This is a genomic window from Emticicia sp. SJ17W-69 (assembly GCF_051209875.1).
In the GTDB taxonomy this organism is placed as follows: Bacteria; Bacteroidota; Bacteroidia; order Cytophagales; family Spirosomataceae; genus Emticicia.
In genome coordinates this window covers 5544264-5557981 of record NZ_JBNTQY010000001.1, presented here as the reverse complement: position 1 = coordinate 5557981, position 13718 = coordinate 5544264, and the positions used below count along the sequence as shown (strand labels likewise).

Here is a 13718-nt window from a genome sequence, read left to right as displayed (position 1 = left end):
TGATTAAATTTGAATTTTGAAAATCGTAAAAATGCTTACATTCCCCAACGCCAAAATAAATATTGGTTTAAACATCATCGAAAAACGCCCTGATGGATTTCATAATATTGAATCTATTTTTTATCCTGTCGAATGGTGTGATATATTGGAAATTATTCCATCAACAGAAAATGAAGCTAAATTTCAAAGCTCTGGCTTGGCAATTCCAGGCAATGAAAGTTCAAATCTATGCCTAAAGGCGTGGCGTTTATTAGAAAAGCGAATAGCTGTACCTCCTATCATTTATCTTCATAAAGTCATCCCGATGGGAGCAGGCTTGGGTGGAGGCTCTGCTGATGGGGCTTTCACACTCAAAATGCTTAACGAAGTTTATGATTTAAAATTAAGCAATGACGAGTTGAAAGATTATGCTCGCCAATTAGGCTCAGATTGTGCTTTTTTTATAGAAAATCGACCAGTATTTTGTTATGATAAAGGTGACCAATTTGAAGACTTTACCTTAGATTTGAAAGGGAAATACATAGTTTTAGTGAATCCTGACATACATATTTCAACTGCTGAAGCTTATTCTGGTGTTTCACCCAAAAGGCCACAAGTTTCGTTAAAAGAAGCGTTAAAACAACCAATTTCAGCTTGGAAAGAAATAATTAAAAACGATTTTGAAGAAAAATTGTTATTAAAATATCCAACCATTGCCAATATAAAAGCGTATCTATATCAATCAGGAGCAATGTATGCTTCTATGACTGGTTCTGGCTCAACAGTTTATGGTATTTTTGAAAATGAAGTAGATTTAAAAAGTGCTTTTCCAAACTTTATGGTATGGCAAGGTATCTTACAAAATCAAAGTTAAGTCATTGTTAGTCAAACATTTACAGAAACAAAAATATTAAAAGTTATGAATCGTTTTACTCAACGTCGAGAACCATTTTCTTTCATGCTATATTTAGCAATGGTAGGAAGTGCATTACTTTTTTTGTTTCTAATTTTGGTTTTTATTACAAAAGAGAGCCGTAATCAAGATATTCCTCTTAAAATTCCTGGTTTTTTTTGGGCAAGTACATGGGTGATTCTCACAAGTAGTGCCACCCTTCATTGGGCGAATAAAGCTTTTCAGCAAGAGCGTTTTCGTAGTTATCGTTTAAATATTAGTTTAACACTTTTGGCAGGTATATTTTTTATTGTTCTTCAAGGATTTGGTTGGAGAAAGATGATACTTTCGGGTATCACAATGGCAAATAATACTGGCGGTATGTTTATTTATATTTTATCAGGATTGCACATTCTTCATACACTTGGTGGACTGATAGCTTTGGCTTCTGCCAATAAAGATGCCTTCCAACGAATGGAATATGTGGATTCTTACGTATATAGTGTAAATCCACCCAATCAGTTGAAAATCAAACTAATAAGTATCTATTGGCATTTCATTGATGTACTTTGGATAGCTTTATTTTTGTTCCTTCTTTACCATGCTTCACAAAACCCGAGCGATAGTCATTAATTATATTCGTTACCGAGAAACGTCTATCATTGCAAAGGTTTATACCGAAAAATTTGGTGTTCAATCTTTCATAGAAAATGGTGTGAGAAGCAGTAAAGGAAAAAATAAAATAGCTCTTTTTCAGCCCCTTTCACTCTTGGATTTAGTGGTTTATCATGATGAAAAAAAAGAAATTCACCGAATTTCTGAAATTAAATCAGGTTTTCCATTCCGAACCTTGCCTTATGATATTTCTAAGTCAAGTATTGCGATGTTTCTGGACGAAATTCTGAACAAAACCCTTAAAGAACATTCCGAAAATACCGTTTTGTTTGATTTCTTATATCATTCGCTCATTTTTTTAGACGAAACCGAAGAACATTTTGAGAATTTTCATCTGATTTTTCTCTTAAAATATGCTTTTTTCTTAGGCTTTTCGCCACAAAATGCCAATGAGATTGTAGAACAATTCAGAGATTATAATGTAACAATTCCGTTCGATAATGATTATCAAAGATTAATGAATCAATTAATAATGGCAGACTATCAAACACCTGTTTTGATGTCTCGTGGTGTCAGAAATCACTTGCTTGAAGTCATTATTCTATTTTATCGTTTACACGTTGAAGAATTTGGCGAAATTAGATCTTTGCAAGTTTTGAGAGAGGTGCTTAGTTAATGGATAATGCAAAATGAATAATGCTATTCGTCCTAAATATTTATTTTACATTATCCATTTTACATTATTCATTTATGCTTCGCAAATAACTCGTCAAAAGTCTTACACCATAAGCTGTACCAGATTTCATTTTGGCAAATTCTGAGTCGCCGAAAGCTAATCCCGCAATGTCCAAATGAGCCCAATTGGTATGCCCATCAATAAAAATTTCTAAGAATTTTGCTGCGGTAATTGCTCCTGCTAATGGTGCAGAAGAAAGATTTTTTATATCAGCAATGTCAGAGTTCATCATGTCTTTATAGTCGTCCCAAAGAGGTAAACGCCACAGCTTTTCGCCTGTTAATTGGCTGATGTTCAGTAGATTATCAGCTAATTCGTCATTGTTTGAAAGTAAGCCAGCCGCCACATAACCTAATGCAGAAATACAGTTTCCTGTGAGTGTTGCTAAATCTATGATTACATCTGGTTCAAAGTTTTTCTTCATATATGAAAGTCCATCTGCCAAAATCAGGCGACCTTCAGCGTCGGTATCAATCACTTCAATGGTTTTACCTGAATATGATGAAATTACCTCGCTTGGTTTCAATGCGTTACCATCAACACAGTTTTCTGTTGCAGGAATTACCCCAATCAAATGCACAGGAAGCTTCAACTTTGCTGCCAATTCAATTGTTCCTAAAACTGCTCCAGCACCGCCCATGTCGGACTTCATATAACTCATACTTGCCGAGCCTTTGATTGAAATACCACCAGTATCGAAAGTTACGCCTTTGCCAACTAAGCCTATTTTTTTTCCTTTTTCTGATGAATTATTATATTCCATCACGACAAACCTTGCGGGATTTTCGGTGCTTCCTCTCCCAACCGCCAAAAGTGCATGAAGACCAAGTTCGATGCATTGTTTTTCGTCAAAAACTTTTACGTCAAAACCATGTTTTTCGCCCGCTTCAACTGCAAATTCTGCTAATTTTTGAGGATATTTAAAATTTGCTGGAGCATCAACCAAAGCCATGATTCGGGCCTGCGTTTCTGCAGTTGCTTGACCTATTTTTGCATCATTTTCTACCTGTAAAAGTGTATCTTCTGCAACTTGGATTTCTAAAATACCTTCTTCGCTAAAGAAATTTGACGTTAATTTTTGCTCAGTTTTATGAACACCAACTTCATAATTTGCTAAACAAATACCATTCACGATAAACTCAGTATAAGACTCAAGACTAGCCAATTTTAATTTCAAACCAACATTTTTTGGCAATTTTTTCTTAGAATTATAGAAAAATGAGCGAAAAACTTTAATAAAATCGTTTTGTTTAGGAGTTTTTCCTAAACCCAAAAGATATACTTTTTCGAGTCCTTCAATTTTGCCATAAAGCATCAAACTTTCTTTTGAAGCTGCCTTAAAATCTTGTTGCAAAGTTTCCGCACTCAAACCAACATGTTTGGCAATTTTTGATAAATTTTCAGCCAAATGCTCATTATCTAATAATGGGAAAATGATGGTTTTGGCTTCAGTATTTTGAGATATTATATTGATTTTCATATTTGTGCTTGTGCCAGTGCTTTTGCAAATTCAAAGCCTGCCATTTTGGTTTTAATTCCTAGACTCGGATAACCTAATTTTTCGGAAGCAGAATCGCTATAGAAAAAGTTTAATAACAAGGGAAAATGTGCCGAGTTTTTATGTGTTTCATAAAAAATATTTAAAAAATCAAATTCTTGCTTGGTAAGTTTTGAAGAAGATTTTGATTGTTGAGCCACATAAATCTCTTGTTTTACGTGGTCTTCTAAATTTTCATTGATCAAATTTTGCTTGAAATATACAGTTCGGTAGCAAAATTCGACTATTATTTGCTTAATGCTTTCTTGACTAATTTCATCGCTCGACCAAAACAATGGAATGCAAAAATGCCTATTTGCAAAGTTTTTTATTTTGAATTTACAACCATAATCAGACGTATAAAAATCTGTCCATCCACCTTTCAAGTCATCAGGAACATTGAAGACAACTTTAAAGGTTTCACCATTTAATTCTTTGATGTTTTTATTGATTTGTTCTAACGTTTCTTCAATAATTTTGTCGGCATTTAATGTTTTTAAAGCTATTAATTTTTCTAAAATGTGTTCTTTTGCCATAGGATTAAAACCCATGATTGGTAATTCCAGGTTATTATTATCGCCTCCTGTCAAGGTTTGCAAATAGTCTTTAAATCGAAACATATCTCTTGGCTTTTGATATAAAGCTATCATAGTATCAATGACAGGAAGATGCTCGAATTTCATTTTTAACTCCTATTTATCAAAAAATAACCATTCAATTGCTTTCGGAAATTCTTGTCCCCAGCGTTTTTCGTTATGCTCACCTTTAGGGTCAGTCGAAAGCTTAATTTTGATTTTTTCTGTGTCCCAACCTTGATTTTCGATGGTTTCTTTCATTTTCTTTACGTTAGGAATCATTACCGAACCCTCTTTCCCTCCACCATAAAGATAGATATTCGTATCCATAGGGCTGAAAAATTCAATGGCATCGAAATATATTTTAGGAGAAACCCAAAGAGCTGGAGAAAAGACCATCAAACGACCAATCGTTTCTGGGTACATCAAACCTGCATAAATACTTATTAAACCACCCATCGAGCTACCACCGATTCCAGTAAACTGTCGCTCAGTTTTAGTTCTAAAATTAGCATCAATGTGTGGCTTTAAATTTCTGACAATGAAGTTGGCATATTTCATGCCTAAGCCTTTGCCTTTTTTTTCAACTGTATAAGGGGAATATTCATTAAAACGTTCTTTTTCGCCGTGGTCAATCGCAACGATGATGACATCTCCTTTATCACGCTTGGCTAACAGTGACAAACGTTTATCAATCTCCCAATTGCCATAACTTGAACCTTCACCGAATAGGTTTTGTGCATCTTGTAAATATAATACGGGATAATGTTTGTCAGTGTTTTTGTCATAATCGTGCGGAAGAAGAATATGAATTTTCCGTGTTTTTCCTAATTGAGGGATTTCGAATTTCTCAGAAACAAGCTGGACTTTCGGCATTAGTTTTTTTATAGATGCCGTTGAGCCATCATGCCTCCAATAAGGAACAAAATCTTCATATTTCCCTGATAATGAATCAATTAAGCGATTACTTGGAGCATTTCCATAATTATCCAACTCAACATAATCCCACCCTCCACGGGTATATTTATATTCTATTTTCTCAGGTAATTTATGCTCTGGCCTAAACGTGAATTTGTACTTTCCCCTGCTCACACGCTGCATTTCAAAATCGGCTACATCGGGATTCCACTCGCTAAAATTTCCAGCTATAAAAACTGGTCTTTCGTCATCAACAGGTGTGGTAAGCTCTAAACTTAATAAATTTCTGTTACTCATTTTACTTTTATAGATGGTTGGTAAGTGTAAATTTACAAAATATAACTCTTTTTAGGGTCTTGAGGTTCAAAATTTTAATGTCTGAAAAACTTAGATGCCTGATAATTAGGGGTTTATGAATAAAAAAAGCGAAATAACTGCATTTATTTAAAGCAATTATTTCGCCAATATTATAATAATTGAAAGATTTTTATACTAAAGCTTCCCACAAAACTTCAACTGGGTGAAGGGCTTTTCGACCTGTGCCATCATGGATTTGATGGCGACAACTCGTACCTGGGGCAGAAATAATGACATCTTTGGCTTGTTTTCTAACTGTTGGGAAAAGTACCAACTCACCGATTTGCATCGAAAGCTCGTAATGTTCTTTTTCATAACCAAATGAACCAGCCATTCCGCAACAACCCGAAGGAATTAAATGTACTTCATAATTTTTAGGCAACGAAAGTATTTTTTTGGTTGGAGTAAGTGATGCCACTGATTTTTGTTGACAATGTCCATGCAATTTGATCAAGCGTTTTTCTTGTGTAAAATGCTCGCTTGTAATTCTTTTGGCATCAATTTCACGGGCGATGAACTCATCAATCATCAGAGCATTTTTAGCTAATTTTTTAGCTGATTCTATCAAATTTGCTTCAACCAAATCGGGGTACTCATCTCTGAAAGTTAAAATTGCCGAAGGTTCGATACCTATAATTGGCGTATTTTCGTTGACTAAATCTTTCAATAATGCCACATTTTGATTGGCCAATTTTTGAGCATCTTTCAGCATTCCTTTTGATAAATAGGCCCTTCCAGAATCGACATGATTAGGGATAACTACTTGATAACCAAGTTTTTGTAGCAAATCAATAGCTTTTTTGCCGATCGCAACATCATTAAAGTTTGTAAACTCGTCACAGAAAAGATAGACGAGTTTTTGTTTGCTATTGGTATTCGTCTTTACCTCTTTATTAAACCAACCTTTTAAAGTATTATTACTCAGCAAAGGCATCGTGCGGTCGGGATGAAAACCAATGATGCTATTAGCAATTCTGCGGAGTGGAGCATTTCCTAAAACCAAATTATACGCCCACGGCACGTATGAAGCAATATTACTCATTTTTGAGTAATTACCAATCAGCCATGACCGCATAGGTACGCCATTTTTTTCTTGATAATGTTGCAAAAACTCCATTTTTAGCTTCGCCACATCCACATTCGACGGACATTCAGACTTGCATCCTTTACAAAGCAAACACAAATCCATCACTTCTTTTACTTCTTTGCTATCAAAACGGTCGAGTTTTTCAGAATTTGTCAAAACTTCTCGCAAAATATTGGCCCTTGCACGAGTCGTATCTTTTTCATTACGAGTGGCCATATAGCTTGGACACATTGTTCCGCCACTCAACTCTGTTTTTCGGCAATCGCCCGAGCCATTGCATTGCTCGGCGTGTTGAAGTATATTTTGATTATGAAATTTAAAAACTGTGTTGAATTCAGGTACTTTTTGGTCGGCCTCGTAGCGAAGGAATTTGTCCATCGGAGGCGTATCAACAATTTTATTTGGATTGAAAATATTTTGTGGATCCCACACTTGTTTTAATTCTTTAATCAAAGCATAGTTTTTCTCGCCAATTTGCTGACGGATAAATTCTCCTCGCAAACGACCATCTCCATGCTCACCCGAAAGCGAGCCTTTATATTTTTTTACTAAAGTCGAAATCTCTTCGGCAATCAATCTAAACTGGCGATGTCCTTCAGCAGTTTTTAGATTAATGATTGGACGCAAATGGATTTCGCCCGACCCAGCATGAGCATAATGCACAGCCGACATGCTATTTTTAGTCAAGATTTCATTGAATTCCCTAATAAAATCTGGTAAATCATTGACATCAACGGCAGTGTCCTCAATGACAGCAACGGCTTTTTCATCACCTGGTAGATTGGAAAGTAAACCTAAGCCTGCCTTTCTCAAAGTCCATATTTTCTTGGTATCATCGCCAAAAAGTAGCGGAAAATGATAGCCCAAGCCAGCCGCCCGCATTTCCGTTTCCATTTCAGCAGCTAATTTCTCCACTTCTTCCTTTGAATCACGAGCAAGCTCAACCACTAAAATCGCCCCAGGGTCGCCTTGAACAAAGAAACGGTTTTGTAATTGCTCTTTGTTTTCCTTCGTACATTCTAATATATAATGATCAATCAACTCAACTGCCGAAGGATTATATTTCAAAGCAATCAAATTGGCACGAAGCGATTCATCAACCGAATTGAAATGTACACAAACTAATCCTAAGTTTTTAGGCGGTAATGGATTAACATGAATTTTAATTTCAGTCAAAAACATTAAAGTACCTTCCGAACCAGCTATTAGTTTGCAAAAGTTGAATGGCTCAGAAGTACTTGGTGTAAATACCTCAGTTTCCAAAAGTTCATCAATAGCATAGCCAGTGTTTCTTCTTTTAATGCTTGGCTTTGGAAACTCTTTCCTAATTTCCACTTGGTTTTCTGTATTACTTAATACATTATATGTACTATTATAAATCTGTTTTTCAAGTGAATTTGTAGTTTCTTCAACTTTTCGTTTAAATTCTTCAATGGATAGGTTTTTAAATTCAACAAAACTTCCATCACTCAAAAAACCTTTTACTTCTAAAAGGTGGTCACGTGTACTACCATAAACGACAGAATTTGAACCACAAGAATTATTGCCAACCATTCCACCTATCATGGCACGATTGGCAGTTGAAGTTTCGGGGCCGAAAAACAAACCATATTCTTTTAGGGAATAATTCAATTCATCTCTCACAACACCAGGTTGAACCCTTACCCAGCTTTCTTCCTTATTTACTTCTAATATTTTAGTAAAAGTTCGAGAAACATCAACAACGATTCCATTACCCACAACTTGACCTGCCAATGATGTTCCTGCTGTACGAGGAATCAAGGACGTATTGTTTTCATGAGCAAAAGCGATTAGTTTTTTTATATCCTCCTCCTCTTTTGGAATAGCGACTGCCAAGGGCATTTCACGATATGCCGACGCATCAGTGGCATAAAGGGTTCGCATTACATCGTCAAAATGAAGTTCTCCCGATAAATCTTTGGCCAGTTGTTGTAATTTTTGATTGATCATTATTCTTAAATTATTGAATTTTTCAAAGATATTTGTTTTCTTCAATTAGAATGAGAAAAAAGATAGATTAACAAAATACTTCTTTAAAAAATACAAAATTGATAAAAATGGATATTTCGAGACCTAAAAGCCTTTTTTAAGCAAAAATACTTACTTTTTAAAGAAATAGCAAACATCAAAGTTGGTGAAATATAAAATATTATATTGCCTTAGTACAATTTTTAAAAATTGAATATTTTAAAGATTTTTTATTTTTTAATATAATTTTTTGGACTTTATATATTTCTTTTTGTAATTTTGAGAGTTAATTAGAAAAATAGTTTAACCTTTTCTTAACAAATTTCTATTTTGTTTGTTCTTATCATTAGGTTGAGAAGCACAAAATGGCGATTTAGGCAATTGTTTGACAATATTTCCTAATTCTTTAATCTTTTTTATTAACTTACTTTAATTACAACCTATGATGAAGTCCTACCAAGTGGGTCGCCAATCTGAGCGACTATTGGCTGGTGTGAAAAAAATCATTTTCACATTTGCCGCAATGCTGCTAACATCTCTTACGTTTACTGCAATGGCACAAGATGTAACTGTTTCAGGAACAGTGAAAGGTGCTGATGGTTCTGGTTTACCAGGAGTAACCGTACAAGCGAAAGGTACTACAAAAGGTACTCAAACGAACATTGATGGTACTTACAAATTAGCTGGTGTGCCAAAAGGTGGTACATTGGTATTTAGTTTTGTAGGTATGGAGACAAAAGAAGTTGCTGTTGGTAACAAAACTACCGTTGATGTAACTTTAGTTGATGACACGAAAGCTCTTGAAGAGGTAGTAGTGGTTGGTTATGGTACTCAAAAAAGAAAAGAAATCTCTGGTACAGTAACCAGTTTGGGTAGCCGTGACTTTAATGCTGGTATTGTAACTAATCCATTGGCTGCTGCTCAAGGCAAGGTTGCTGGTTTGGTAATTACACAAAGTAGTGGTGACCCTAACTCAACTCCAACAGTACGTTTGAGAGGAACAGGTTCATTAAGTGCTGGTTCTGAGCCACTTTATGTAATTGATGGTGTGATTGGTGCTCCAATCCAGAACATTGCTCCTGAAGATATTCAAACAATGGATGTTTTAAGAGATGCGTCTTCTGCTGCGATTTATGGATCAAGAGGTGCGAATGGTGTTATCATCATTACTACTAAAAGAGGTAAATCAGGTATTCCAACTGTAGATTTCAATGCTTATGTTGGTTCTGAAACTATTTCTCAAAAGCCAGATTTAATGAATGGTGCTCAATTTAGAGAAGCTGCAAAGAAATACAACCAAGCATTTACTGATAACGGTGCTAATACTGATTGGTTAGATGTAATTACTCGTCGTGCAACTACACAAAACTACAATGTGGGTGTATCAGGCGGTTCGGATAAATCATCTTACCGTGCTTCAGTTGGCTACTTGAGTCAAGTAGGTACATTGATTGGCTCTGGTAAAGATCGTTTGAATGCTCGTTTGAACATTGACACTAAAGCAATAAACGATAAATTGAACATGAAGTTTAATTTCTCTGCTTCACAAGCAACTGGTGACATTGCTCAAAATATCGCTTTAGGTTTGGCACAAAACATGCGTCCTACTGACCCTATTTATAATGCTGATGGTACTTACTACCAAATTCCTGGAACATTTGCTAACTATAACCCTTTAGCAATTGTTGAGAACAGAACTCAACAAGAAAAATTGAGCGATTTATTAGGTAATGTACAAGCGGCTTATACTATTGTTGATGGTTTGGTATTTAACGTAAGTGGAACACTTCGTACACAAGCTAAAAATACAAATGCATTCCAAAATTCATTTGCTGGTGTGCCAATTAGAGGATTCAGTGGAAACTCTGGTTTCCGTGCTTTAGAAGCTATTACTGATAAACAGTTGGAAACAACTTTAAATTATAGTAAGCAACTGACTTCTAATAGTTCATTGAATTTATTAGGTGGATATACTTACCAAGATGTAGTTGGTGATGGATTTGGTGTTACGAATAACAACTTCTTAACTGACATTTTGGGTGCTGACAATATTGGCTCTGGTCTTGGAATCAGAACAAACCCTGGTTTTATTGGCTCATACAAAAACGAATACAAATTGGTTTCGTTTTTAGCTCGTGCACAATATAGTTTAGCAAATAAGTACTTTGCAACAGTTAACTTACGTCGTGATGGCTCTACTAAATTTGGAGATAACAACAAATGGGGAACATTCCCATCAGTTTCAGTTGGTTGGGCAATTAGCGAAGAAGCTTTCTTAAAAGGAAATTCAGTAGTTGACAACTTGAAATTACGTGTTAGCTGGGGTAGAACAGGTAACTCTGAAGGTATCAGACCATTACAATCAAAATCATTCTATGGTCCTCAAGGTTCATATTATGATGGAAGTACTGGTAGCTTCTTACCTGCTTATGCAATTCAATCAAATCCAAATCCTAACTTGAAATGGGAAGTTAACGAAAACTACGGTGCTGGTTTAGATTACTCATTATTGAAAGGAAAAATCTCTGGTTCGATTGATTATTATACTCGTCAAACTAAAGACTTGTTGTTTACTGTAAATGCTCCACAAGAGAAAGGATTTGTTTATCCAACTATTCTTGCTAACGTAGGTACAATGCAAAACAGAGGTGTTGAGATTTCATTAGCTTACCAATGGGTTGATACAAAAGATTTCTCATTTAGCTCGACTTTCGCAGGTTCATTTAATAAAAACAAAGTTGTTAGCTTGAGTAGCAATGATTTTACTGCTCCTGATCAAATCTTCTTATCAACATCTTTAGGTAACTTTATCAGAGGTACATCTGCAGTAAACTTCTCAGTATTACAAGCTGGACAACCAGTTGGTGTATTCTACGGAGCTAAACTTGCAAGCATTTCTGACAAAGGAGCATATACATTCCAAGACTTGAATGGTGATGGTAAAGTTGAGCCAAGTGCTGGTGACAGAACTTACCTTGGTAATCCAAATCCATTCTTTGTTGGTGGTTTAACAAACAACGTTAAATACAAAAGCTTTGATTTGCAATTCCAATTGACAAGTAATTTGGGTGCAAAAATCATGAATACTAACAATTTATTGTTAGGAAGACAAGATGGTCGTATTGCTGAAAGTAATGCTTTAGTTGCAGCTTTGACTTCAAAAGTTAATGACTCACAAACAATCCCAATGGATTATTATGTTGAATCAGGTAACTACTTACGTTTGAACAATGCTTCATTAGGATACACTATTCCAGTGGGTAAAGGAATCGTTAAAAGAGCTCGTGTGTATGTTGCAGGAAACAACTTATTGTTGTTTACTAAATACTCAGGTGTAGATCCAGAAGTTAGCCAAGCCCTTAAAATTGGTGAGCAAGCTCCTGGTATTGATGTTCGTGAAACTTATTACAAAACTCGTGGTATTACTGCTGGTGTAAATGTAAGTTTCTAATATTATAATTAACATAACATTATTTTATTTATACAATAAATATAAATTATTAATATGAATAACATTAAAAAATATTTTTACTCAGTACTTTCTGTTGGCGTAGTAGCTTCTTTATCACTACAGTCATGTACAGACCTTACAGAGCCAGTGTATGATGCCATACCTGCTGACCAATTTTTGAAGACTGATGCTCAAGTAGCAGCAGCTCTTGGACCTGCCTACTCAGGTATGAGAGGTCTTACTTGGGACTGGTTTAACCCAAATGAAGCAACTACTGACGAATTAATCGTTCCAACTCGTGGTGGTGACTGGTTTGATAACGGTGACTGGTTGGCATATTCACGCCACACTTGGACTCCACAACACGGCCCAATCAATGGTATGTGGGGACATATTTTTGGTAATATCGCTCAAGTAAATCAATTGATTCCTGTTGTAAGTTCAAACAAAGCAGCGGTTGATGAGTTACGTGCTATTCGTGCATACTACTACTCAATGGCAATTGACGCTTTTGGTAATGTGCCTATCGTTACAGATGCAACTTCAAATGGCGGAACAAAAACGCGTGCTGAGGTTTACGCATTTATTGAGTCAGAATTAGTTTCTGCAATCCCAAGCCTTCCAGCAGGAAAAGCTTATGGTCGTATGACACAAGATGCTGCAACAATGATGTTAGCTAAATTGTATTTGAATGCTGGTGTTTACAAAGGTTCTCCTGAATGGCAAAAAGCTTATGATACAATCAATAAAGTTATCAACTCAAAAAATGCTTACAAGTTATCAGCTACAACGCTTGCTAACTTTACAACTCAAAACCAAGGTTCACAAGAAGCAATCTTTAACATTCCTTTCGATAGTTTCTTGGCTGGTGGTTTGAACTTCCAAATGAGAACGTTGCACTATGCTAACCAACAAACGTATGGTTTAGGTAATGCTCCTTGGAATGGTTTCTGTACTTTAGCAGATTTCTATAATTCATTCGATTCGAAAGATGCTCGTAGTGCAATGTGGATTGCTGGACAACAATATTCTGCTTCTGGAGCGAAATTGCTAGATGCAAAAAATCAACCATTGGCATTTATTGCTGATTTTGCTAAAGATCAAATGACTGACGCTGACCCTGAATTCCAAGTAGCAGGTATTCGTTCTCAAAAATATGAGATTCAAAGAAACAACCCTAACGGTGACCAAGATAACGACTACGTATTCTACCGTTTGGCTGATGCTATCTTGATGAGAGCAGAAGCAGCTTTCAGATTAGGTAAAACATCTGAAGCTCTTGCTGACGTTAACACTATCAGAGCTCGTTCATTAGTTGATCCTTTGAAAACGATCACAGCTGAAGATATTTTAGCAGAAAGAGGTCGTGAATTAGCATGGGAAGGATGGAGACGTAATGATATGATTCGTTTCGGTACTTTCAGCAATGCTCGTAAATTCATGTCTAAAACTGACAAAACGAGAGAGTTGTTCCCAATTCCTCAAGCTCGTATCGATGCTAACCCATTATTGAAACAAAATCCTGGGTATTAATTTTTAGATATTTTTAAAAAGGCAGTTCCCAACGGTTCTGCCTTTTTAT

General features: G+C 35.7%; 9 protein-coding genes. 5 read left to right on the top strand and 4 right to left on the bottom strand.

From position 1 onward, the window contains the following. The first annotated feature begins 31 nt into the window (after positions 1–31). Genes ispE through recO form a run of 3 tightly spaced genes read left to right on the top strand, consistent with a single transcriptional unit; the run spans position 32 to position 2162 of the window. Positions 32–853 carry a 4-(cytidine 5'-diphospho)-2-C-methyl-D-erythritol kinase gene (ispE, locus tag ACQUQZ_RS22805; protein WP_435357680.1) on the top strand — a complete coding sequence of 274 codons (822 nt, stop codon included), beginning with the start codon at positions 32–34 and terminating at the stop codon, positions 851–853. A 45-nt stretch (positions 854–898) separates the two neighbouring features. Next, positions 899–1504 (top strand): cytochrome c oxidase subunit 3, encoded by a 606-nt coding sequence (locus tag ACQUQZ_RS22800; RefSeq protein WP_435357407.1) that lies wholly within the window; start codon positions 899–901, stop codon positions 1502–1504. Further along, a complete protein-coding gene (gene recO, locus ACQUQZ_RS22795; RefSeq protein ID WP_435357406.1) occupies positions 1473–2162 on the top strand; it encodes a DNA repair protein RecO in 690 nt (229 codons plus the stop codon). Before ACQUQZ_RS22800 ends, recO begins: the two co-directional genes overlap by 32 nt. A 64-nt stretch (positions 2163–2226) precedes the next feature. Here recO and ACQUQZ_RS22790 read toward each other — a convergent pair whose 3' ends face one another. The 4 genes from ACQUQZ_RS22790 to ACQUQZ_RS22775 form a co-directional block, all read right to left on the bottom strand. Next, positions 2227–3702 (bottom strand): leucyl aminopeptidase family protein, encoded by a 1476-nt coding sequence (locus tag ACQUQZ_RS22790; protein ID WP_435357404.1) that lies wholly within the window; start codon positions 3700–3702, stop codon positions 2227–2229. After that, entirely contained in the window at positions 3699–4442 is a 744-nt protein-coding gene (locus ACQUQZ_RS22785) for a hypothetical protein (RefSeq protein WP_435357403.1), read from the bottom strand. Before ACQUQZ_RS22785 ends, ACQUQZ_RS22790 begins: the two co-directional genes overlap by 4 nt. A 9-nt stretch (positions 4443–4451) precedes the next feature. Next, positions 4452–5549, bottom strand: a complete 1098-nt coding sequence (locus ACQUQZ_RS22780; RefSeq protein WP_435357402.1) for an alpha/beta hydrolase — start codon at positions 5547–5549, stop codon at positions 4452–4454. 190 nt (positions 5550–5739) lie between these two features. Next, positions 5740–8667, bottom strand: coding sequence for an FAD-binding and (Fe-S)-binding domain-containing protein (locus ACQUQZ_RS22775; protein ID WP_435357401.1), 2928 nt, complete (start codon positions 8665–8667; stop codon positions 5740–5742). Positions 8668–9130: 463 nt separating this feature from the next. On the opposite strand from ACQUQZ_RS22775, the gene ACQUQZ_RS22770 reads away from it, so the two are divergent. Continuing rightward, positions 9131–12136 (top strand): SusC/RagA family TonB-linked outer membrane protein, encoded by a 3006-nt coding sequence (locus tag ACQUQZ_RS22770; protein ID WP_435357399.1) that lies wholly within the window; start codon positions 9131–9133, stop codon positions 12134–12136. A 54-nt stretch (positions 12137–12190) separates the two neighbouring features. Further along, positions 12191–13669 carry a RagB/SusD family nutrient uptake outer membrane protein gene (locus ACQUQZ_RS22765; RefSeq protein ID WP_435357397.1) on the top strand — a complete coding sequence of 493 codons (1479 nt, stop codon included), beginning with the start codon at positions 12191–12193 and terminating at the stop codon, positions 13667–13669. Positions 13670–13718 lie beyond the last annotated feature (49 nt).